This window comes from Streptomyces sp. NPDC047049 (assembly GCF_040643995.1).
In the GTDB taxonomy this organism is placed as follows: Bacteria; Actinomycetota; Actinomycetes; order Streptomycetales; family Streptomycetaceae; genus Streptomyces; species Streptomyces mooreae.
Genome location: NZ_JBEYVM010000003.1, coordinates 1 through 22,716, shown reverse-complemented (window position 1 = coordinate 22,716; position 22,716 = coordinate 1). Strand labels below are relative to the sequence as shown.

At 73.1% G+C, this 22,716-nt stretch carries 18 protein-coding genes; 9 read left to right on the top strand and 9 right to left on the bottom strand.

The window, feature by feature from the left end; translation table 11 throughout:
* Positions 1-4: 4 nt before the first annotated feature.
* Positions 5-1,336: a histidine kinase gene (locus tag ABZ851_RS08040; protein WP_361123863.1), complete on the top strand. Its 1,332-nt coding sequence runs from the start codon at positions 5-7 to the stop codon at positions 1,334-1,336.
* A gap of 129 nt (positions 1,337-1,465) precedes the next feature.
* On the opposite strand, the gene ABZ851_RS08035 is transcribed toward ABZ851_RS08040, so the two are convergent.
* Positions 1,466-1,840: an STAS domain-containing protein gene (locus ABZ851_RS08035; RefSeq protein WP_030087372.1), complete on the bottom strand. Its 375-nt coding sequence runs from the start codon at positions 1,838-1,840 to the stop codon at positions 1,466-1,468.
* 474 nt (positions 1,841-2,314) lie between these two features.
* On the opposite strand from ABZ851_RS08035, the gene ABZ851_RS08030 reads away from it, so the two are divergent.
* Entirely contained in the window at positions 2,315-3,031 is a 717-nt protein-coding gene (locus ABZ851_RS08030; protein WP_361123859.1) for a sigma-70 family RNA polymerase sigma factor, read from the top strand.
* Positions 3,028-4,365 carry a zf-HC2 domain-containing protein gene (locus ABZ851_RS08025; protein WP_361123856.1) on the top strand — a complete coding sequence of 446 codons (1,338 nt, stop codon included), beginning with the start codon at positions 3,028-3,030 and terminating at the stop codon, positions 4,363-4,365. Before ABZ851_RS08030 ends, ABZ851_RS08025 begins: the two co-directional genes overlap by 4 nt.
* 259 nt (positions 4,366-4,624) lie before the next feature.
* Here ABZ851_RS08025 and purU read toward each other — a convergent pair whose 3' ends face one another.
* Positions 4,625-5,515 carry a formyltetrahydrofolate deformylase gene (purU, locus tag ABZ851_RS08020; RefSeq protein ID WP_129294640.1) on the bottom strand — a complete coding sequence of 297 codons (891 nt, stop codon included), beginning with the start codon at positions 5,513-5,515 and terminating at the stop codon, positions 4,625-4,627.
* 32 nt (positions 5,516-5,547) lie between these two features.
* Positions 5,548-6,060: a hypothetical protein gene (locus ABZ851_RS08015; RefSeq protein ID WP_088802282.1), complete on the bottom strand. Its 513-nt coding sequence runs from the start codon at positions 6,058-6,060 to the stop codon at positions 5,548-5,550.
* Between the two features lie 117 nt (positions 6,061-6,177).
* Between ABZ851_RS08015 and ABZ851_RS08010 the strand changes: the two genes are divergently transcribed.
* Entirely contained in the window at positions 6,178-7,530 is a 1,353-nt protein-coding gene (locus ABZ851_RS08010) for an ABC transporter substrate-binding protein (protein WP_361123852.1), read from the top strand.
* 26 nt (positions 7,531-7,556) lie between these two features.
* Here ABZ851_RS08010 and ABZ851_RS08005 read toward each other — a convergent pair whose 3' ends face one another.
* The gene (locus ABZ851_RS08005; protein ID WP_361123849.1) at positions 7,557-9,395 is read right to left on the bottom strand and encodes a hypothetical protein; all 1,839 of its coding nucleotides are present in this window, start codon (positions 9,393-9,395) and stop codon (positions 7,557-7,559) included.
* A gap of 348 nt (positions 9,396-9,743) precedes the next feature.
* Positions 9,744-11,141 (bottom strand): transcriptional regulator, encoded by a 1,398-nt coding sequence (locus ABZ851_RS08000; RefSeq protein WP_361123846.1) that lies wholly within the window; start codon positions 11,139-11,141, stop codon positions 9,744-9,746.
* 450 nt (positions 11,142-11,591) lie between these two features.
* Between ABZ851_RS08000 and ABZ851_RS07995 the strand changes: the two genes are divergently transcribed.
* From ABZ851_RS07995 to ABZ851_RS07985, 3 genes are all read left to right on the top strand, one after another.
* Positions 11,592-12,275: a bifunctional DNA primase/polymerase gene (locus ABZ851_RS07995; protein ID WP_336051340.1), complete on the top strand. Its 684-nt coding sequence runs from the start codon at positions 11,592-11,594 to the stop codon at positions 12,273-12,275.
* Positions 12,276-12,604: 329 nt separating this feature from the next.
* Entirely contained in the window at positions 12,605-13,384 is a 780-nt protein-coding gene (locus ABZ851_RS07990) for an ABC transporter ATP-binding protein (RefSeq protein ID WP_361124897.1), read from the top strand.
* Positions 13,381-15,024, top strand: coding sequence for a transporter (locus tag ABZ851_RS07985; RefSeq protein WP_361123842.1), 1,644 nt, complete (start codon positions 13,381-13,383; stop codon positions 15,022-15,024). The genes ABZ851_RS07990 and ABZ851_RS07985 overlap by 4 nt, the downstream gene beginning before the upstream one ends.
* 241 nt (positions 15,025-15,265) lie before the next feature.
* Here ABZ851_RS07985 and ABZ851_RS07980 read toward each other — a convergent pair whose 3' ends face one another.
* Together ABZ851_RS07980 and ABZ851_RS07975 are read right to left on the bottom strand one after the other, a co-directional pair.
* Positions 15,266-16,141 (bottom strand): alpha/beta hydrolase, encoded by an 876-nt coding sequence (locus tag ABZ851_RS07980; protein ID WP_336051342.1) that lies wholly within the window; start codon positions 16,139-16,141, stop codon positions 15,266-15,268.
* A 496-nt stretch (positions 16,142-16,637) separates the two neighbouring features.
* Positions 16,638-17,330, bottom strand: a complete 693-nt coding sequence (locus tag ABZ851_RS07975; protein ID WP_088799467.1) for a metal-dependent transcriptional regulator — start codon at positions 17,328-17,330, stop codon at positions 16,638-16,640.
* Positions 17,331-17,554: 224 nt separating this feature from the next.
* Between ABZ851_RS07975 and ABZ851_RS07970 the strand changes: the two genes are divergently transcribed.
* Complete coding sequence (locus tag ABZ851_RS07970) at positions 17,555-18,322, top strand: SIS domain-containing protein (RefSeq protein WP_361123837.1); 768 nt, start codon at positions 17,555-17,557, stop codon at positions 18,320-18,322.
* Positions 18,323-18,348: 26 nt separating this feature from the next.
* Here the strand turns inward: ABZ851_RS07970 and ABZ851_RS07965 are convergent, their stop codons facing one another.
* A complete protein-coding gene (locus ABZ851_RS07965) occupies positions 18,349-19,872 on the bottom strand; it encodes a PAS domain-containing protein (protein WP_361123834.1) in 1,524 nt (507 codons plus the stop codon).
* 435 nt (positions 19,873-20,307) lie between these two features.
* Complete coding sequence (gene pdxH / locus ABZ851_RS07960; protein WP_361124895.1) at positions 20,308-20,931, bottom strand: pyridoxamine 5'-phosphate oxidase; 624 nt, start codon at positions 20,929-20,931, stop codon at positions 20,308-20,310.
* Between the two features lie 475 nt (positions 20,932-21,406).
* Between pdxH and ABZ851_RS07955 the strand changes: the two genes are divergently transcribed.
* On the top strand, positions 21,407-22,510 hold the full coding sequence (locus ABZ851_RS07955) for a citrate synthase 2 (RefSeq protein WP_361123831.1): 1,104 nt from the start codon (positions 21,407-21,409) through the stop codon (positions 22,508-22,510).
* The last annotated feature ends 206 nt before the right edge of the window (positions 22,511-22,716 follow it).

Below are 22,716 nucleotides of genomic sequence, written 5' to 3'. Positions count from 1 at the left end.
CCGCGTGGCGCGGGCGCTGACCCGCGGCCCGGTCGGGCGGCGGCTGCGCAAGGTGGCCCCGCTGGCGGTCCCCGTGCTGCTGGCGATCGCCGACGCGATGCTGGTCAACGGCGTCGAACTCGACCTGGAAGTGGGCGTCTCGATGGCGGCGGCGGCCGCCCTGCTGGTGCGCCGCCGCTTCCCGCTGCTGGTCTTCCTCTTCACCCTTCCCGGGCTCTACATCGGCTACATCTGGTTCGCCCCGATGATCGCGCTCTATACCCTGGCCGCCCTCCGGCCCGGCCGGGCGCGGCTCGGCGGCTGTGCGCTGCTGCTGATCGCCGCACACTTCTTCCCGTATCCGATCTCCGACTTCGAACTCACCGACTACCGCGAGAACACCCTGGTGCTGATCGACGCCAGCGTCACCTCGGCCGCGCCGATCGCCCTGGGCCTGCTGGTGCGCACCCGGCGGGAACTCGCCTCCCGTGTCGAGGACCTGACCCGCAGCCTGCGCCGTGAGGACCGGCTGCTCGCCGACCGGGTCAAGACCACCGAACGTGCCCGGCTCGCCCGTGAGATGCATGACGTGGTGGCCCATCAGGTCAGCCTGATCAGCCTGCAGGCCGGGGCGGTGCAGGTGAGCACCGAGGACGCGGAGGCGCGGGCGGGTGCCAGAACGATCCGGGAGCTGTCCGTACGGACGCTGGAGGAGCTGCGGCACATGGTGGGCGTGCTGCGGGCGGACGGCGGCGAGGCGGCGGAGGCGCGCGATCTGGCTCCCCAGCCGGACCTGGAGGAGCTGCCGCGGCTGATCGAGATGAGCGCGCTGGATGTGACGTACGAGCGCGGAGTGGTGGCCGGTGCCGGCGGGGTGAGCGGCGCGAAGACGGTGGAGCGGGCGGCCTTCCGCACGGTCCAGGAGGCGCTGACCAACGTCCGCAAGCATGCACCGGGGGCACAGGTGCGGGTGCGGGTGGATCCGGTGGACACGGTCCGGGGCCCGGCGACGGACGGGGCCGAGGTGGCGGACGGGACGCGGGCGGCCGACGGGACGCAGCCGGCCGAGGGGGCAGGGGCGGCGGACGGCGCGGCGGCGGACGGCGCGGCGGCGGACGGCGGGGCCCGTACGGCGCACGGGCTGCGGGTGGAGATACGCAACGGGCCGCCGGACGGGACGGCGACGGTCCCCGCGCTTCCCGGGGGCGGACACGGCCTGGTGGGGCTGCGCGAGCGCGCACAGAGCCTCGGCGGGACGCTGGAGGCGCGGCGCACCTCCGACGGCGGCTTCGTCGTACGGGCGGAATTCCCGTACGGAACGGGGCGAAGCGAGGTGGAGCGGGGCGAAGTGAGGTAGAGCGGGGCGGGCCACGGGGCGGGAGCGACGGCCGGGTACCGGGGCCGGTCCCGGAGGCGTCGGCCCGCGGCCTCGGCCCGGGGCGCGGCAGACGGGCCGCGTCAGGCGAGAGGCATCAGGCGGGAGAGGTCAGGCGGAGAGCGGTGCGGCGGCCTCGTCGACGGCGGTGCGCAGGTCCGGGTAGACCTCGAAGAGCCGGCGCACGCCCAGCGCGGCCAGCACCCGGTTGACGTGCGAGCCGTCCACGGCCCCCTGGGCGGGCAGGATCAGCCGCAGCCGCCCCTGGCAGGAGCGCATCAACCGGCGCGCGGCGATCAGCACGCCGACACCGCTGGAATCGCAGAACCGCACCTCGGAGAGGTCGAGCACCAGAGATCTCCGCCCGTCCGCCACCGCGTCGTGCACATGCTGGCGCACCGCCGGTGAGGTGACCAGGTCCATCTCACCGGACACCTGGAGTACGGCCCAGGGGCCCTTTTCGTCCTCTGCCACCTTCAACGACACGCGCTCGAAGCCTTTCGCTCGCTTTCGTACCGGATGATTACGGACCGCATCCGGAACTCATCCTTCCCCGCCTCGACTGCCCGGCCCCTCTCCCCTGAAACTCTTCCGAATCCTTGGCACAACAGGCAGTACGCCTAAGGCTATGCCCCCAAGAGCGCAGCTCTTCGCCGAGATCCGGTCACACACGGATAACACATCGCCCCATACGGGCACGAACGATCCGCATCGATCCACTGCGATCGGGCATTATCGCCACAAAGCGAGGGCACCGGTCCGTCAGGGCTTTACCATCCCCGTACCCCTGAGGGCTCGGTTTGCCGCAAAGGAGCGTGCGTTGTCAGACCCGCGCATTACATTCGAGGGCACGGCGGGCCCTGTGACGGTGCACACAGGTCCGGGCATGCGGGTGCATGCGGGTGCAGGCGTGACGGCAGAGGTGTGAGCCCGGAGGCGCCGGGCAGGGATGGGGATCCGATGGGACACGACGCCCCACCGCGGTGGGACAGGCGGATGCAGCAGCGGCTCGCCCACGGCGAGGCGGCCGCGCTGGGTGAGCTCTACGACCGCTTCGCCTCTCTGGTGCACAGCCTCGCCTACCGCGTCCTGGACGACGAGGACGCCGCCGACCGCGTGACCCGCGAAGTGTTCGGCTACATCTGGGAGCACCCGGATTCCTACGACCCCAAGCAGGGCCCGCTGCGCTCCTGGGTCGCCGGCGTCACCCGCCATCAGGCCGTCCAGCGGCTACGCCAGGCCGAGGCGGCCTCGGCACGCGACTGCGGATCCGACGCCCCCGCGCCCGCCGAAATAGAGCAGAAGATCCGCGAGGCCTCCACCGCGGCCCGCGCCGACTTCATCGTCACGTCCATGCCCGCGCCCCTGCGGGCCGCCCTGGAGCTGGCGTACTTCCAGCGCCGCGACTACCGCCAGACCGCCGCCGACCTCGGCGTCACGGAGGACGAGGCCCGGCGCCGGCTCCGCCTGGGCCTGCAGCTGCTGTCCACCGCCCACAACCACCAGGCCCTGCCGCCCGCTCACCGCTCCGCGCCCGCCCCGCGCTCCGCGTCCGCCTCGTCCCATGGACCGCAGGCGCCGCGCACTCCCCGCGGAGCCCGCCCGCCGTACTCCCCGCACACCGGCCCCGGGACCTCCGCACCGCCCGGCGGCCCGGGACACGGACGGTCCCGGTGAACGGCCCGGACGAATGGGACGGCCACGAACTGCCCGGCAACCCCGGCGAACGGCCGCGGATACCCTCCCCGCGCACCGCCGCCGAGGACCGCGGCCCGCTCCCTGACGGCCTGCCGGTCCCCGTCCGCGACCCGGCGCCGGACACCGGCGAGGGCCCCCGCGAACCGGACGCCGAGCCCGTGACCGAGCTGCCCGCTGCCGTGCCCCTCCCGGCCGCGGCGGCCGGCCCGCCGCACCGGATCCTCAAGTCGCTGCTGGGCGCCTGGGCGCTGTCGGCCTGCTCCGCCGAGGAGACGGCCGCGGTCGAGGCGCATCTGACCGACTGCGCCTCCTGCGCGGACGAGGCGCTGCGGCTGCGCGACGCCGTCGGGCTGCTGCACCCCGCCGACAGCCTCGACCTCGATCCGCTGCTGCGCTCCCGGGTGCTGGAGGGCTGCCTGGGCCGCCGTCCGGCCCGTATCCCGGTGCCCGAGTGGGCGACGCCGTACGACGCGGAGACCGCCAAACTGGACGCCCTGCTGCGCGACATGGGCGAGGCGGAGTGGCGCGCTCCGGTGCGGCTGCGCTGGTTCGAGGGGGAGCGCCCGGTCGGGCGGGAGTCCACCGTCGCCGGCGTCATGGGGCATCTGATGGCGGTCGACGGCCTGGTCGCGACGGCTCTCGGGCTGCCCGACCCGCTCGGCACGACCGCCCCGCCGGGCACCCCGGATCCCCTTATCCGTACGGAAACGTTCTGGCGGACGCCCGCCGAGGAACACAGCCCGCTCGCCCTGCGCGCACCCTGGCGCGACCAGAGCCATGCGCTGATACGGCAGGTGTCGTTCGCCGGCGACAAGGTGGCCGAGCTCGCCGTGCCGTACGGGGACTTCCGGCTCACGCTGCGCGACGCGTTCCTGGACCGCGCCTTCGAGTGCTGGGTGCACGCCGGGGACATCGCGGAGGCGGTGGACTATCCGTATGTGCCCCCGGCCGCCGGGCACCTCCACCTGATGGTCGACCTCGCCGCCCGGCTGCTGCCCAGCGCGCTGGCCGACCGCCGTCGGGCCGGGCTGGCCGCGCCACCGCAGCGGCTGGTCGAGGCGGGCGCCCCGGGCCGTACGCTCCATCTGGAGGTCGAGGGCAACGGCGGCGGGCACTGGTACATAGCCCTGGACTCACCGGCCGCGCTCGGCACCCCGGAGCGCACCGTCGCCCATATCGCCCTGGACAGTGCCGAGTTCTGCCAATTGGCCGCGGGCCATATCTCCCCCGAGGAGGCCGCCGCCGGGCAGAACGGCGAGCGGGACGCGATCCGCGATGTGCTCTTCGCGACCGCGTCGCTGTCCCGGCTCTAGGGAGTGTCCCTCCGGGTCCGGGGCTGGGCTCCCGGGGGCGCCCAGCCAGAGGGAGTGGCGCCGCCAGAGGGGTGGGCGCCGCCAGTAGGGGGCGGTCGAACGTGTCCCGTAGGGGGTCCGAGCGCCCCCTCGGGGCCACAACGTGAGGGGTGCGGAAGGTATTCCGCCGCGGCAAGGGTTCAGCAGCGGAAGGCGTTCAGCGAAAGCCACTCCGCCGCGGCAGGACGGGAAACCGCTCTGCCGCGGCGGGACGACGCGCCTATGCGAAGACGACCGTCCGGCTGCCGTTGAGCAGGACCCGGCGCTCGCTGTGCCACTTCACGGCCCGCGCCAGCGCCTGGCACTCGACGTCCCGGCCGATCGCCACGAGCTGGTCCGGCGTGACGTCGTGGCCGACGCGCTCGACCTCCTGCTCGATGATCGGGCCCTCGTCGAGGTCGGCGGTGACGTAGTGCGCGGTGGCACCGATGAGCTTCACCCCGCGGGCGTGCGCCTGGTGGTACGGCTTGGCGCCCTTGAAGCTCGGGAGGAAGGAGTGGTGGATGTTGATGATCCGGCCGGACAGCGCCTTGCACAGATCGTCCGAGAGCACCTGCATGTAGCGCGCGAGCACCACCAGCTCGACGTTCTCCGCCTCCACCAGCTCCAGCAGCTGCGCCTCGGCCTGGGCCTTGGTGTCGCGGGTGACCGGGATGTGGTGGAAGGGGATGTCGTACGAGCCGACCAGCTCGGCGAAGTCCGTGTGGTTGGAGACCACGGCCGCGATCTCGACCGGCAGCGCGCCGATCCGGGAGCGGAAGAGCAGGTCGTTGAGGCAGTGCCCGAACTTGGACACCATCAGGACGATCCGCATCTTCTCGTCGGCCCGGTGGATCTGCCAGTCCATGCCGAAGGAGTCGCCCACCGCGGCGAAGCTGGCGCGCAGCTTGTCGACGCTCACCGAGGAGTCCGCGCTGAAGTGGACCCGCATGAAGAACAGCCCGGTGTCGTGGTCACCGAACTGCTGACTGTCCTCGATGTTGCAGCCGGTGATGAAGAGGTAGCTGGACACGGCGTGCACGATCCCCTGCTTGTCCGGGCAGGACAGGGTGAGGACGTACTGATCGTTCCGATCGTGCTGACCGGGCTGGGTGGGCTGCGACTCGCTCATGACCTCATAGGGTCGCACACCTGCCGGGCAGGTCAGGCCGGGGCGTCCGCCTGGCCGGTCATGATGGCCAGCACCTCCAGCGAGCGCGGCGCGGCGTCGGGGTCCTCGCCGTCCGCCGTCGCCAGCTGCACATGGGCCTCCCGGGCCGCGTGCACGGCCTCCGGCCAGCCCTGGTGCTCCAGGTACGCGGTCACCGGAGCGTCCGCGCCGACCTGGTGCATGATCCGCAGCACCCGGAGCACAGCGGCATCGACGAGCTGCGCCTCCCGGGAGTCCCGGAAGATCGTGCCGACGTACTTCTCGGCGGACCAGTTGTCCAGCCAGGTGTCCTCGACGAGGCGGTAGACGGCGTCGGTGACATCTCCGTACCCGGGCAGGCCGGCCAGCCAGGCCTCCTGCTGGAAGGCGGGGTCGGAGAGCATGTGCAGCGCGGAACGCACATTGCTGCGCCAGCGCCACCACGGCATGTCGTTGAGTGGCATACCGCCCATGGTGGTCGAGCGGCGCCCGCGACGGGAAGACTTCTCCGAACCTTGCACAGCAATCGATCGTACGTTCTTCACCAACGATCTCAAGCCGCCCCCTGGAGTTCACCTCTGCGTCACCGGCCATTGCCTCGTCGTCACCAGCGCGTTCCGGGCAAGACGGAAGGCTGCTGTGCCATGACCGGACGGCGACGCCCCCTCCCCCGCCCCTTCTCCTCGGTTCCCGCGGCCACCACCGCCTCGGCGGCGGCGTGTACGGCGGTCCTTGCGTCACTGCTCTCGGGCTGCGGCTCGCCCGCCGGGGCGGCGGAGGATTCCGGGGACAAGGCGCCCATCACGGTGATGACCTGGGCCCCCGAGGGCACCAAGGCGACCAATATGCCGGGGATGCCGGCCATGGCCCAGGCCTACGCCCGCTGGGTCAACTCCCGGGGCGGTATCCGGGGCCACCATCTGAAGGTGCTGACCTGCAACGAGCAGAACGACTCGGTGACCGCGGCGCACTGCGCCCAGCGCGCGGTGACCGAGGGCGCCGTCGCCGTCGTCGGCTCGTACAGCCAGTTCGGCCGCTCGTTCATGTCGCCGCTGGAGGTCAAGGGGATCCCCTTCATCGGCGGCTACGGGGCCTCGGACGAGGAGTTCGAGAGCCCGCTGTCCTACCCGGTCAACGGCGGCCAGGCCTCCCTGCTCGCCGGCAACGGCCGCCAGCTGGCGGACGACTGCTCGCGCGTCGCGCTGGTCCGGCCGGACACCATCCAGGGCGACCAGATGCCGTCCCTGCTCAACTCCGGCCTCCAGAGCGGCCATCGGCACCCGGCCAAGGACATCAAGGCGCCCGAGGACGGCACCGACTACTCCTCCGAGGTGAACCGCGCCCTGGACGACGTGGATGCCGACCCGGCCGTCCACGGCACCTCGGCGGCCGGCGGCAAGGCGCCCGGCTCCTGTGTGGCCGCCTCGCTCGGCGACCACACGGACACGTTCTTCGACTCGTTCCGGCGGCTGCAGGAGGACCGTCCCAAGGTGCGGGTCGCCTCCGTCCTGGGCAGCGTCGGCCAGTCGCTGCTGAACCGTACGGGCGGCAGCGCCGGGCCGCTGGAGGACGCGGACATCACCGGCTGGTACCCGGTCGCGCACGATCCGCGCTGGCAGCCGATGCGCAAGGTCATCAACGACTTCGCCTTCGACGACAACCGCATCGACCCGGCCGACCAGGGCGTCCAGACGACCTGGATCGCCTACACCGTGCTGCGCGCCCTGATCGGGCAGCTCGACGACGCGGGCGTGGACGACATCACCCCGCACGCCCTGCAGACGACGCTGGACCGCGGTGACCACGCCATCGACACCGGCGGCCTCACCCCGAAGCTGCGCTGGCGGGACGAGGACATGCTCGCCGTCCAGGACTTCCCGCGCATCGTGAACGGGATGGTGACCTACCAGGTCGTCAGGGACGGCGAGTTGACCGCCGCCAAGGACGGCTTCGTGAACGTCACCAAGACGCTGGAACGGCGGCGCACGGACAGCTGAGGTCCCTGCGCCTGCGCCTGCCCTGCTCAGAGCTGTTCGGGGCGGCGCTCCGTCAGGCCGTACTTCTTGGCGAGCGGGTTCCAGATCTGGGCCGCCTGCTTCTTGGCCGTGGTCGCCTGGCCGCTGGCCACATTGCCCTGGGCGGCCTGCCTGCTGGGCCGGGCCTTGCCCTTGTGGCAGCCCTTCTTGCTGCCGACCTGGCCGGCCCAGGCCGCGTAGTGGTTGTCCGCGGCCGCCGAGGACTGCCAGGCCTTGGTCAGCATGGCGGTCAGCCGGTCGTGGTTGGGGATCTTGTCGACGGGCAGCTGCTGCAGCCGCTTCACCAGGTCGTTGCGCTGGCCGGCCGCGGCCCGCAGGTCCTTGGCCGCGCCGCCGAGGTTGCTGCAGGTCTTGATGCTGTTGACGGCGCCGATCACCGAGGAACGGCTGTTGTTGCTGTCGCCCAGCAGTGCGTCCAGGCCCTTGGCCTGCGCCTCGGCCGGATCGGCGGACGGCTTCGGCTGCTCCGAGTCCTTGGCCGCCTTCGTCGTACCGGGTCCGGCGTCCTGCTTCTTCGCGGTGGGCTCGTCTCCTCCCCCGCTCAGCGCCCAGCCGAGGCCGAGGCCGGCCCCCGCGAGCGCCACGATGACGATGCCGACGATCACGGCGGGGGCGAGCTTGCGGCGGCCGCCGCCGCCGTCGTCGTACGAGGCCTGCTGGTCGTAGCCGCCGCTGGGCGGGAACTGCTGGCCCTGGTAGCCCTGCCCGTGGCCCTGCCGGCCGTACGGCGGGCGGCCCGGGTCCTCGAAGCGCGGCAGCTGTGCGGTGGAGTCCGGGGCACCGGGCCGGCCGGGTGCGCCCGGGCCGTCACGGAACAGGCCGTCGAACTCGGCCGGGGTGGCACGGTCGCCGGGCGCGCCGGGGCGGACGCCGTACGGCGCGCCGGGCGGCGGGGGCGGTGCGGCGGCGCCGACCGGCGCGATGAGCTGGGTGGCCTCGGCGTCGCCCGCGCCCTGGGCACCGGGCATCGGCTGCGACTGCGGCATCGGCTGGGCCTGGCCCTGGGGTCTGGCCTGGTTCGGCTTGATGGCGCGCAGCATCGTGGTGGATTCGTCCGGCGTCTCGGGCCGGGTGCCCGCCTCGGGCGGCAGCGGCGCGGCACCCGGGCCGCCGGGCTGCTGGTCAAAGCCGGACTGCTCGTGGAAAGGCGGGATGAGCGCGGTGGCCTCCGCGTCGCTCGCGGCGGGCGGCAGCGGCGCACCGGTCTGCGGGGTCGCCCGCACCAGCTCCCCGGACGGGCCCTGCGGCGGCTGCCCGTACTGCTGCTGGGTTTGCTGCGGCTGCTGGGCCTGCTGCGGCTGCTGGCTCTGCTGCGGCGGCTGGGGCGCCTGCTGCGGCATCGAGGGCGGCAACGGCGGTACCGGAGGCTGCCCCTGGGGCGCCGCCGGAAAGCCCTGGCCGCCCTGCGGCTGCTGCGGCTGCTGCGCGGGCGCCGGGGAGGCAGGAGAGGGCTGGGGTGCCTGGGCGTGCTGCCCCTGCTCCGGGGCGTATCCCTGCGGGCCCTGGCCGTAACCCTGCTGCCCCTGGGCATGCGCCTGCGGCTGCTGAGGCTGCGTCTGCGGCTGCTGGTACCCCTGGCCGTACGTCTGCGCCTGCTGCGGGGCGGGCGCCTCGCCGTACGGGCCGGGCGCCTCGCCGTACCCCTGCTGCGGGGCGGGCGCGGCCTGCGGGCCGGGTCCCCAGGGCTGGCCCCACGGCTGCCCGGCCGGCGGTGCGGCCTGCTGGTCGGGCACCCACGGCTCACCGTTGGCGGGCAGCACAATGCCCTCTCGCGCGGGACCGGCCGCAGAATTCTGCGGGTCGTGACCCTGTCCGCTCTGCGTCACCGTGACTCCTACCAACGTGCAGACCTACGGAATCGTCGGCTGCACGCTACCGGGTCGCAGCAACGTTCGACCACGTCGCCTGGTCACCACGCCCGTCCGCCCGCGGCACGCACCGGGCGGGCCCGGCGCGCGGCCCGCCCGACGGCGTACGACATACCCGACGCCGTACAACAAAGCCGTACAACGACGCTGCGCGAGGAAGCCTCACGACGAAGCGGCCGCTCCGGCGCCGGGCCGGCCGCCGCTTCCGCGGTGAGGCGTTGTTCACGCTTTCCGCGGCGCCGTTCGCACTTCCCGCGGCACCGTTCGCGCTCCCCGCGGCACCGTTCGCGCTCCCCGCGGCGCCGTTCACGCCGCCGCCGTGGCCCTCAGCTCCAGCCGGCTGCTGAATTCCCGCACCACCGGTTCGTCCCGGAAGGGCTCCAGACGCAGCTGGAAGTCCTCCAGATACTCCGCACCGCGGTCCGAACGCAGCCCGCTCAGCAGCTCGATCGCCTGGGTGCCCGTATGGCAGGCCTGCTCCACCTCCCGCTGCTGCGCCTGGGCACCGGCCAGCAGCAGCAGACCGATGGCCCGCCGCCGCGCCCGGCCCTCCGGGTGCCCGTCCAGCGCCTCCTGCGCACGCTGTCCGGCGGGCCCCGGCTGCCCCAAGTCGCGGTGGCAGTGGGCGAGTTCATCGGCCAGGTACGCCTGGTCGAAGTGCGCGATCCAGACCGGGTCGTCGCCCGCCTCGGCCGACGCGTCGGCGCGCTCCATCGCGGCGACCGCCCGGCCGGCCACCACCTGGAAGGCCCGGCCGTCGCCCATCAGGGCGTGTCCGCGCGCCTCCGCCGCGCAGAACATCGCCTCCGCGCGCGGGGTGACATGACCCCGGGCGCCCTCCTGGGCGGCGCGTGCGAGCTGGGCGATCTCCCGGGGATTGCCCAGCGAGGCGGCGAGATGGCTCATGCTCGCGGCCAGGACATAGCCGCCGTAGCCGCGGTCGCCGGCCGCCTGGGCGAGCCGCAGCGCCTGGATGTAGTAGCGCTGGGCGAGGCCGGGCTGACCGGTGTCGACGGCCATGTAGCCGCCGAGTTCGGTCAACCGCGCGACGGCGGCGAAGAGTTCCCGTCCGACGGACTCGCGGTACGAACCGGCCAGCAGCCCCGAGACCACACTGTTGAGGTAGTGCACGACGACCGGCCTGACGTGCCCGGCGCCGAAGCGGTGGTCGAGTTCGCTGAGCGCCGTGGTCATGGCGCGTACCGCCTCGACGTCGGAGATCCCGACCCGGGCACCGGCGTTCCGGGCGACCTGGCTGTCCGCTCCGGTGATCAGCCAGTCACGGCTGGGCTCGACCAGCGCGGAGGCCGCGACCGTGGAACCGCTGAGGAAGTCGCGCCGCCCGACGTCGCTGCGCCACAGCTCGCAGACCTGCTCGATGGCCCCGAGGACGGTCGGCGAGAACTGCAGCCCCACCCCGGAGGCGAGGTTCTTGCCGTCGGCCATCCCGATCTCGTCGATGGTGACCGTGCGCCCCAGCTTGCGCCCCAGCGCCTCCGCGATGACGGCCGGAGCCCGGCCCCGCGGCTGCTGCCCGCGCAGCCACCGGGCCACGGAGGTCTTGTCGTAGCGGAGGTCGAGACCGTGCTCCGCACCGCACATGTTGACGCGGCGGGCGAGCCCCGCGTTGGAGCAGGCGGCTTCCTGGATCAGCGTCTGCAGCCGTTCGTTGGGCTGGCGTGCGACGAGTGGCCTGGCGGCCATGCATGTACCCCCTGAGTACCGCTGTGCGTTCACCGGCGAACGCCGTTCCTCGTGATCGATTCCCCGTGAATATGCCGGATATCCGAGAGATCCGGGATATGCGCGATAGGAGAGATCGGAGTGATACGCACTTTGCAGCGGATGCTCAGTTGTGAGCGTTTTAGGCCCTGTACGGAGCATCCTCGGTGCGCAGCGCTCGTTCACGAGTAGGGAGGGCGCGCGGTGCCGTGCACAGATCGCGGCGCCGCCGTGCCGGGCTCCCCCCGGGTGCACTTCGGCCTGCCGCCGGGCGGCCTCTCCGCCCGTCAGGCAGGTGGCTACCCGCTCCCCGGGCCCCGCCCGCACATGCGCCCCCACCGGTGCACCCATGCGCCCCACGTGCGAGAACGATGCGCCGGGGGGCCGGCCGTCCGGCCGTAACCCTTGGTGACACCGGAAGTTGTCCTCAGCGTGGAAGAGACCATAGGAGTCACAAGTACCTCACAGATCCCCGGGCAGCGCGGCCCGCAGCGCGGCGAGGAGCTGCTCGACACCGCGGTGCGTTACGCGGAGGAACGGCACTGGGACGTGTTCCCCGGCGCATGGCTGGAACACGACGGCGACACCCTGCGCTGCTCGTGCGACGCGGGTGACTGCGCGGCGCCCGGCGCGCACCCGACCGCCCCCGGCTGGGCCGGACAGGCCACCGGCAGCGCCACCGCCGTCCGCCGGATGTGGAGCAAGCAGCCGCGCGCCTCGATCCTGCTGCCGACCGGCCGGGCGTTCGAGGCGCTGGATGTCCCCGAGACCGCCGGCTGTCTGGCGCTGGCCCGGATGGAACGGATGGCGCTGCCGCTGGGACCGGTGACCCGCACCCCCGGCCGGCGGATGCTCTTCCTCGTCCTTCCCGGCGCCTCGGTGAAGGTCCCGGCGCTGGTACGGAGCCTGGGCTGGGCGCCGGCCGCGCTCGATCTGATCTGCCGCGGCGAGGGCGAGTACATCGCCGCGCCGCCGACCCGGGTGGGCGCGCACGGCTCGGTGCAGTGGGCGCGCCGCCCCACCGCCGCCAACCGCTGGCTGCCGGACGCCGAGGAGCTGATCAGCCCGCTCGCGTACGCCTGCGCACGGGACGCGGTCGCGGCCCGGGGGCGCTGATCCGCGCCGGTCCGGGGCCACTCCCCCGGACCGGCCGATTCCCCTTGAGGGCACCGCGCCGCCCCGGACCGGTCCGCCTGCGCCGGGGGCGCTCATCGCCCGGCATCCTCCGATATCCGGTCGTATCGTGGGGTCCCTGACGGGGGCCAGGACGGCCTCTGCGGGGACGTCGAAGGGCAGGGCCGGTGGCGAACGAGCCGGAAGACATCGATCAGCACCTCGATCCGCACCACGACCGGCGCGTCGGTCCGCGCCTCGACCGGCCGGCCGAGCCGGCGCCGCCGTCGGCCGCCGCTCCGGGCGGGGCGGCCGGGTCCCCCGGGGGCGTCGTGGCCGGCCCGCCCGCCGTCCGCGTCCAGGGTCTGTGGAAGAAGTTCGGCGAGCAGATCGCCGTCAACGGCATCGATCTGACGCTGCCGGCCGGGCGCTTCATCGGTCTGGTCGGCCCCAACGGCGCCGGCAAGACCACCACGCTGTCCATGGTGACCGGCCTGCTGCGACCGGACGCCGGACTGGTCGAGATCGGCGGGCACGACGTCTGGCAGGACCCGGTGTCCGTCAAGTCCCGGATCGGGGTGCTGCCCGAGGGGCTGCGGCTCTTCGAACGGCTCTCCGGACGTGAACTCCTCGGCTACATAGGCCGGTTGCGCGGACTGCCGGGCGACGAGGTCGACAAGCGGGCCGGGCAGCTGCTGGACGTGCTCGATCTGTCGGGCGCGCAGAACAAGCTGGTGGTGGACTACTCCACCGGTATGCGCAAGAAGATCGGGCTGGCGGCGGCGCTGCTGCACAACCCCGAAATCCTCTTCCTCGACGAGCCCTTCGAGGGCGTCGACCCGGTGTCGGCGCAGACCATCCGCGGGGTGCTGGAGCGCTATACGGCCTCCGGGGCGACCGTGATCTTCTCCAGCCATGTGATGGAGCTGGTCGAGTCGCTGTGCGACTGGGTCGCGGTGATCGCCGCCGGGCGGATCCGTGCGGACGGCCCGCTCGCGGAGGTACGGGGCGCGGCGCCCTCGCTGCAGGACGCGTTCCTCGAACTCGTCGGCGCACGGGACCGCGGTCCGGGAACCAACCTCGACTGGCTGGGCGGTGGCGGCGCCCGATGAGCACCGAATCCCCCGTGGCGACCGCGGGACCGGCCGCCGCCCCCGCGCCCTCCCTGACCGGCGTCTTCGTCCGGCTGAAGCTGTCGCTGCTGCGCAACGGGCTGCGGCAGTCCACCGGGCGCGCGCTGGCGTACATCGCTTCCGTCATCGTCGGTCTGCTGTTCACCGCCGGTGTCGTGCTGGGGCTGGTCGCGCTGCGCGGCACCGCGCACGTCGGCGCGCTGGTCGTGCTGCTCACCGGGATCCTCACCCTGGGCTGGGCGGTGATGCCGCTGTTCTTCCCGACGGGCGACGAGACGCTGGACCCGACCCGGCTGGTGATGCTGCCGCTGCGGCCGCGGCCCCTGACCGTGTCGCTGCTGGTCGCCTCGCTCGTCGGCATCGGCCCGGTCGTCACCCTCGCGCTGGCGGCCGGCTCGGTGATCGCGGTCGCGGACGGCCCGGCTGCCGCTGCCGTGGGTGTGGTGGCCGTGGTCCTGGTGGTGCTGGTGTGCGTGTCGCTGGCACGGGCCGTGGCCACCGCGGCGGTGCGGCTGCTGACCAGCCGCCGCGGCCGTGATCTCGCCGTACTGGGCGGCCTGTTCATCGCCCTCGGCGCCCAGGGCATCAACATCGCCGCCCAGAAGCTGGGCCGGCCGGACGGCCTGTCCGTACTGGAGCCGGTGGGCGAGGTGCTGCGCTGGGTGCCGCCGGCCTCGGCGGTCAGCGCCGTCGAGGACGCCGGACACGGGGCGTACGGGCGGGCGCTGGCCGGCCTGGCGCTGGCGGCGCTGGCGCTGGTCCTGCTGCTGTGGTGGTGGCAGCGGACTCTGACCACCCTGATGACCTCCCCGGACTCCTCGACCCTCCAGGCGGTGGAGAAGGACAGCGCACGCCGGGCCGGCACGAAGCAGCGCGGGCTCGGGCGGCTGCTGCCGGACGGGCGGACCGGCGCGGTCATGCTCCGGACGCTGCGCTACGCCTGGCGCGACCCCAAGTCGAAGATGGCGTGGGCGACCGCGCTCGGCGTCGGCCTGCTGTTGCCGGCCGTCTCGGCCGCGCAGGGCAACGGCAGCATCTATACGTCGTTCTCGGCCTCGGCGCTGCTCGGCTCGCAGATGTACAACCAGTTCGGGCAGGACACCTCGGCGTTCTGGATGGTCGCCTCGACGATCGCCACCCCGCGGGACGCCTACCGGGAACTGCGGGCGCGCGCCTGCGCGCTGGCGCTGGTGGCCGTCCCGTACGTCACGCTGGTCGTCGCCGGCACCGCCGCCGTCATCGGGCCGTGGTCGGACTTCGTGGAGGTGTACGGGCTCTCGCTGGCCGTGCTGGGTGCGCTGATGGCGACCGGGGCGCTGTCGTCGGCGGTCTTCCCCTACTCGATCCCCTCGGAGGGCAACAAGAACGTCGCGCCGGGGCAGGCCTCGATCGCCTGGTTCAGCCTCTTCGGCGGGGTGCTGGTGGGCGCCATGCTGTGCGCGCCGCTGCTGGGCCTGACCATCTGGCTGCATGTCGCCGGTCTGCACGCCCTGCTGTGGGTGCTGCTGCCGGTCGGCGCGGTCTACGGCGTGGGCATCGCGGAACTGGGCCTCCGGGTGGCGGCGCCCCGGGTGGCGCGGCGGCTGCCGGAGATCCTGGCGGCGGTCAGCAAGGCCTGAGGGCCACGCGCCGGAGGGGCGCGCCGGACCGGTTCGGCGGGCGCGCCGGGCCGGGCCGGGCGATCAGGCCGGGAAGCGGGCGGGCCGGGCCGGACTCGGCAGGCGGCCGGACGGGGCGGGCCCGTCCGGCCGCCCCCGCCGCCGGGCGCATGGCCCGCCCGCGCTGCCCTGCGGCAATGCCTTACCGCGCGGGCCATGTGCCGTGTGCCGTCTTGCCGTGTGCCGTAATGCCGTGTGCCGCTCAGCCGGGCATCGTGGCCGTGGAGAGAAAGGGCTCGATGGCGGCGCACCAGGCGTCGGGTTGTTCCCAGGGGAGCAGATGGCCGGCGTCGGGGATTTCGGCGTAGGCGCCGCGCGGCAGCACCCTGACCATCTCCATGGCCTCGGCACGGCCCAGTTCGGCATCGAGGCCGCGGACGACCAGGGTCGGGCACGGGACCTGGGCGAGCTCTTCCCAATGGGCGTCATGCACCCAGGTCTCGCGGGCGGTGAGCATCTGCCGGCGGGAGAAGACCGGGCGCCAGCCGTCGGCGCGCTCGGCCATCACCTCGGCGAAGAACTCACCGCGGGCGGGTCTGGGCCGCTCCAGGGTCGGATCGTCCTCACCGAACCACTTGCGGACATCCGCGAGGGTGGCGAACGGCACCGGCCAGGACCGGAACCATTCGGTCCACTCGCGCTGCGAGGCCGCCCCGAGCGCCGAGGCCCGCATATCGCAGATGACCAGCGCACTGACCAGATCCGGTCTTCGGGCCGCTAACTGCCACGCCGTCAGGGCGCCCATGGCGTGCCCGACAAGGGCGACCGGGGCGAGACCGAGCTGCTCGATGGCCACGATGGCGTCATCGACGTACGCCTCGCGGTCGTACGGCCCCTCGGCGGGCTTCTCGCTGCGGCCGTGGCCCCGCTGGTCCAGCGCGACGGGACGGTGGCGCGCGCTCAGGCGGCGCGCGGTGGCCGCCCAGTGCGAGGCGCGGCCCATCAGGCCATGGAGCAGGAGTACGCCAGGCCGTTGCTCGCTCTCCTCCAGCCCGCCGCCGATCTTGGGCGGGTCGGTGAATTCCCAGGCGGCGAGGCCTACACCGCCGGCCCCTGTGACATCGATGCGCTGCACCATGTGCCTTGGCACCCCCAATCGTCCCTTGAGCAGCTCCACACTATCGAACCCCTATTCGAACGCACCGTTTCGGCGCGCAATACCCCTCGTTCGAGTGACCTCACTCAAGGATTGGCCGCGCCCGCCACGGGGAGACATCTGCCGGGAGGCGGGCCCTACCGGGAAGGGGGCCCGTGGGAGAAGACCCTGGGAGCTCGGGGCTCCGGGTCTTGGGTGGGGGACATGGGGAGGCAGGGCCCCGGCTGCTCGCAGCGCCGGGGCCCTGACTGTCTCCGTCATACGTGGATGCATCCGAACCCCCTCCCCGGCCAGGACAGGCCGATGCATGGCCATGCGTCAGCGTGACACGAGACCGGCCCTATCGCACGGATTCGCACAAGTCCGTTCAACCGGAAAGAACTTGCTGAGCCCGCTGAGCGGCGCATCGGCGCAGTTCAGCGGGCTCCGGGGGAGGCTTCGGCGGGAAGCGCCGAAAAGAAAGAGGCTGAAACTGCTTTCAGCGCTTGGCGACAAACACATGGGCGGCGATCTCGGAGTCCAGCTCGGCGGCCTCGCCGCTGCTGCCGACCAGCACCCCGGCAGAGGACTCCGTCACGCTCACCACCGCGCCCGGCTGCACACCGGCCCGCCGGAGGGTGTACATCAGCTGGGCGTCCGCCTGGATCGGCTCGCCGATCCGGCGCACCACGGCCGTCTTACCGTCGGCCCCGGCGTCCAGATCCATCAGGCTCACCATCCCGGCGTCCAGGAACGGGTCGCCCCCGGCCGTCTCGCCGAGCTCTTCCAGCCCCGGGATGGGGTTGCCGTACGGCGACTCCGTCGGATGCCGCAGCAGCTCCACGACGCGGCGCTCGACCGCCTCGCTCATCACGTGCTCCCAGCGGCACGCCTCGGCGTGCACCTGCTCCCATTCGAGCCCGATGACGTCGACGAGCAGGCACTCGGCGAGGCGGTGCTTGCGCATCACCCGCGTGGCGAGCCGCCGGCCCTCCTCCGTCAGCTCCAGGTGGCGGTCACCCGCGACCGTCAGCAGCCCGTCCCGCTCCATGCGCGCGACCGTCTGGCTCACCGTCGGGCCGCTCTGTTCCAGCCGCTCCGCGATGCGGGCGCGCATGGGCACCACACCTTCCTCTTCGAGTTCGAGGATGGTGCGGAGATACATCTCCGTGGTGTCGATCAGTCCGGACATGCGTGCCCCTTGATGTGTGGTGCGGTGGCCCTGAACTCAATTCTGACGCATCCCGCCGACAACGGTGCCTCCTCGTCGCCGGACCACTCCCCCGCGGCCGTATTGACAGGGCACCGGTCCGGACCGCAACGTGATCCGCGCCACTGATCAGATACGACGAGATGCGCCGTGCGCCGCGCCGGACGGCGCGGCCCGGCGAGACCCGACGAGAGGGGCCCGCGTCCATGGCTGAGAGCGACCGGAGCGACCGGCTGGCCGGGGATTTCTTCGACGCCGCGATCGACCTGCTGCGGCAGGTCCGCGACGACGAGGGTGACCGGATCACCGCGGCCGGGCGGCTGATCGCGGACGCCGTCGCGGCGGGCGGCCGGGTCTTCTCCTTCGGCGCCGGGCACTCCTCGCTCCCCGCGCAGGACACCGTCTACCGCGCGGGCGGCCTGGCGATCATGAATCTGCTGTCCGTACCGGGCGTGGTCGGCGTGGACGTACGGCCCGCGACGCTCGGCAGCGCCCTGGAGCGGGTCGACGGGCTGGCCGGGGCCGTCCTGGACACCAGTCCGCTGGAGGCGGGCGATGTGCTGGTGATCATCTCGCTCTCCGGCCGGAACGCGCTGCCCGTCGAGATGGCGCGGAACGCCCGCGCCCTCGGCATCAAGGTCATCGGCGTGACCTCGGTGGCGTACGCGGCCGCGACCACGTCCCGGCACGCCTCCGGCCGCTTCCTCAAGGACCACTGCGACCTGGTGCTCGACAGCCGGATCCCGGTCGGCGACGCGGAGTTGACGCTGCCGGGCATCGACGCGCCGTTCGCCCCCGCCTCCACCGTCGTCACCAGCGCGATCATGCAGGCCATGGTGGCGACGGCCGCGGGCACCCTCGCCGAGCGGGGCATCGAACCGCCGCTGCTGCGCTCGGGGAACGTCGACGGCGGGCACGACTGGAACGCCCGGGTGATGAGCGAGTACGCGGACCGGATCTTCTACCGGCAGTAGCGGCGGCCCGCCCCGGAGCCGTCCGCTCAGAGCGAGGCCGCGCCCGCGAGGTCGAGGGCCGCGGCGATCCGGGCCGCGACCTCCTCCGCGTAGTCCGCGTCGGCGCGGTCGAAGGGGCGGCGCGCGGGCGTCCGCAGAAACGTCACGACACCGAGCGTGCGCCCCCGGCTGCGCAGCACCGCGCACAGCCCGTGCACCGTGCCGTCCGGCCAGTTGCGGGCGGCCGCCCAGCCCTCGGCCGAAGCGGGACCGGCGCTGCTGCGCACCGAGCCGCCCCGTTCGTACGCCTGGAGCGCCGGATGCCCCGGCACGTACGGCGTGGGGATCCCGGTCGCCGGCAGCCGCTCCGAGGGACCGGGTGAACCGGCCGGGGACGCCAGCGTCCGCACCAGCCGGGGCGCGGACCGCCGCGGCCGCCGGCCGGTATCCGCTGCGGACTCCGCGCCGGACTCCTCGTCGGGCGCGGCACCGGACGCGGCATCGAGCACAGCGCCGGACACGGCACCGGGCGCGCCATCGGCGGCGTCCTCGTACGGACCGTCCTCGGCGACCGCCCCGTACGGCGCGGGTGCGGACGTCGCCGCGAGGTCGACGAGGCCGTGGTCGGCGAAGCCCGCGAGGGCGAAGTCGAGGTGGACCGCGGCGGCCTCGGCCGGGTCCGGGCAGTCCGCGGCCGCCCGGCCGGCCCGGTGGAGCTGATGGGCGCGGAAGCGCAGCAGGGAGCTGTCCTGTTCGGCGCGTTTGGCGGCCGTGACGTCCTGGAAGAGCCAGGCCACGCCCAGCGGCACCGGCTCCTCCCCCAGCGGGGAGGCCAGCCGGACGAAGCCGCTGCGCCAGCACCGGCGCGGCAGCCCGGCCTCCTCGGAGCGCAGCGTCACCCACAGCTCGGCGACGGCCGGCGGCGCGCCCTCGGCGAGGACGTGCTGCAGGGCGCACTCCAGCTCCTCGACGCCCTGTGCCAGCAGGTCGCCCAGGGGACGCCCCAGCAGGGCGGTGCGCCCCACCCCCAGGGCGCGGGCGGCGTGTGCGTTGACGACGGCGGGGCGCAGATCGGCGTCGATCAGCACCACGCCCCACGACGCGTCCTCGAACAGCGCCTCGCTGAGCGCGATGGACCGCTCCAGGTCCATCTGGGTGTGCACCTCGCTGAAGGCGCAGTACGCCCCCGCGACCCGGCCGCCGGGTCCGCGGACCGCGGAGGCCTGGGTACGGACGAGCACGCGGTGGCCGTCCTTGGTCAGCAGGGCGAACTCCTGCACCTGGCGGCCCGGGGAGCGCATGGCGGCCGTGAGGGCGGCGTCGATCTCGTCGGCGTCCTCCTTGCGCACCGCCCAGCCGGCCAGGCCCGTACGGCCGACGGCTTCGGTGGTGGTCCACCCCAGGATGCGTTCGGCCTCGTGGTTCCAGTGGGTGACCGTGCCGTCCGCGGCGAAGGCGACCAGGGCGGCGTCCATCCCGTCCAGGAGTGCGGCGAGCAGACCCGAGTCATCGGCGTCCTCGGCGGGCCGGCGCGCCGCCGACGAGGCAGAAGAAGCTGACGAAGCAGTCACTGGCACCCCTTACGAAACCCGGCCGCACGTGCTCCACCTGGGAACATTCAACTGGAACGTGACACACCCCACAGCCGGTTTGCGGAAATCGTTGCTATCGGGAAATTCCCTTGTGTGCGGCCGGGCGGCTTCCTAGTGTGTGGAGCACACGAGAAGGGAGGTGGTTCGGCAGATGATTTCGCACCGGACGCGTGAGGTGGCTGCGGGCTAGCGGCCCGTCGCTTCACCCGAAGTGCAGCGCCGGACCAGCGCATACTGCAGATGCGCAGCCGGCCAATCCCAAGCAGTCACCCGACCCGCGGGCTGCCGGTTCGTCCGACCGGCCCTCTGCGCCACCGAGCGCGGAGGAAACAGCCCGCGGGTCGTCTGCGTTCTCTCCCCCGCTCCCCGCCTTCTCCTCCGGCCCCCGCGCCCCGCCGTCAGGGCGCCAGGCCGTCAGGGCGCCAGGCGCTCCACCCGCCAGGACTCGTGCTCGCGCACGTACCGCAGCCGGTCGTGCAGCCGGTTGTGCCGGCCCTGCCAGAATTCGACCGTCTCGGCGGCGATCCGGTAGCCGCCCCAGTGCGGGGGCGCCGGCACCTGCTCGCCCTCCGGGTAGCGGGCCGCCAATTCCTCGTAGGCCTGCTCCAGTTCCGCGCGCGAGGCGACGGGGGCGGACTGGTCGCTGGCCCAGGCGCCGAGCTGGGAGCCGTGCGGGCGGGTGCGGAAGTAGGCGGCGGTCTCGTCCCGGCCGATGCGCTCCGCCGTACCGGTCACCACGACCTGGCGGGCAAGCGGGTGCCACGGGAACAGCAGCGAAATGGCTGGATTTTCGGCCAGTTCGCGACCCTTACGGCTGTTGTAGTTGGTGAAGAACACAAAGCCGCGGTCGTCGAACGCCTTGAGGAGCACGGTCCGCGAACTCGGCCGGCCGTCGGCGTCCGCAGTGGAGACGACCATGGCGTTCGGCTCGTGCAGACCGGCCACCGTCACGTCCTTGAACCAGCGTGCGAACTGGTTGTAGGGACTGGCGGCGAGGTCGGACTCGACCAGCCCCTCGGCGCGGTAGTGCGCACGCATGGAGGAGGGATCGGGGGTCTCGGCATGAGGCTCGGCTGGGTGCACGGCCTCATCTTGCAGCATCGGGTCCGGCCCGGTCAGCCGGGAGGGGCGGAAGTCTGCCCCTCGTCGACCTGCCGTAACCCTCCCGTCGGCGGATCGACCGTTGTGCCGAGTCTCACCCCTGCTGACAGGGGAGAGACCCGCCAGAATGAGGGGGCGCCCCACTGTGGCCGCCGGACGGGGAGAGCTATCGTGTCCGTCCGGCCCGAAGGGACGCACCACACCGCACCTGCCCGCCCGCGGTTTGACCCACTGCGGGCAACACCGCCGCGTGACCCGCGCCCTGGCGGGGCATCACCGGCGTGCCCGGTACGGACCGCGAGCTGCCCGGCGCAGCCGCGTAACCGCACCGGCACCGCACGCAGACCTGAGACTCGACCGCACGGCAGCCGGTCACGGACCGTTTGCCGTCCCCATTTTGAGGAGCTGCCTGATGTCCGACTTCGTACCCGGACTCGAGGGAATCATCGCGTTCGAGACGGAGATCGCCGAACCGGATAAGGAAGGCGGCTCGCTCCGCTACCGCGGGGTCGACATCGAAGACCTCGTCGGGAAGGTGTCCTTCGGAAACGTCTGGGGGCTGCTGGTCGACGGGGCCTTCAACCCGGGGCTGCCGCCCGCCGAGCCGTTCCCGATTCCCGTGCATTCCGGTGACATCCGGGTCGATGTGCAGTCGGCGCTCGCCATGCTCGCGCCCGTGTGGGGCCTGAAGCCGCTGCTGGACATCGACGAGGCGACGGCCCGTGACAACCTTGCCCGCGCCGCGGTGATGGCCCTGTCGTACGTGGCCCAGTCGGCGCGCGGGCCGGGCCTGCCGATGGTGCCGCAGAAGGAGATCGACACGGCGGAGACCATCGTGGAGCGCTTCATGAAGCGCTGGCGCGGGGAGCCCGACCCCCAGCACGTCAAGGCCGTCGACGCCTACTGGACCTCGGCCGCCGAGCACGGCATGAACCCCTCCACCTTCACCGCCCGGTCCATCGCCTCCACGGGCGCGGATGTGGCGGCCGCGCTGTCCGGCGCGGTGGGCGCGATGTCCGGCCCGCTGCACGGCGGCGCGCCGTCCCGGGTCCTCGGCATGATCGAGGAGATCGAGCGGTCCGGCGACGCCTCCGCGTACGTCCGGCGGGCGCTGGACGCGGGCGAGCGGCTGATGGGCTTCGGCCACCGTGTCTACCGCGCCGAGGACCCGCGGGCGCGGGTGCTGCGGCGCACCGCCCGGGACCTGAACGCCCCGCGCTTCGAGGTCGCCGAGGCCCTGGAGAAGGCCGCACTGGAGGAGCTGCGCAGCCGCCGTCCCGACCGGGTGCTGGCCACCAACGTCGAGTTCTGGGCGGCCATCGTCCTGGACTTCGCCGAGGTCCCGGCGCACATGTTCACCTCGATGTTCACCTGCGCCCGTACGGCCGGCTGGAGTGCGCACATCCTGGAGCAGAAGCGGACGGGCCGACTGGTGCGGCCGTCGGCCCGGTATGTGGGGCCGGCGGCGCGGAGCCCGCGGGAGATCGCGGGGTTCGAGGACATCGCGCCGCGGTAGGTCTTTCCGCGTTTCGGCTTTCCCGCCGTTGCGCCTGCGGCGGGCCAGGTCCGCTGCGTTTTGCCTCCCCCCCGTTTTTGGCTTTCCCGCCGTTTCGCCTGCGGCGGGCCAGGTCCGCTGCGCGGGGCTGTGGGTGCGGTGACGGGCCTCCGGGGCCTGGTGTGTGGACTGCTTCGCTTTACGTCCACACACCAGGCCCCTCCGGC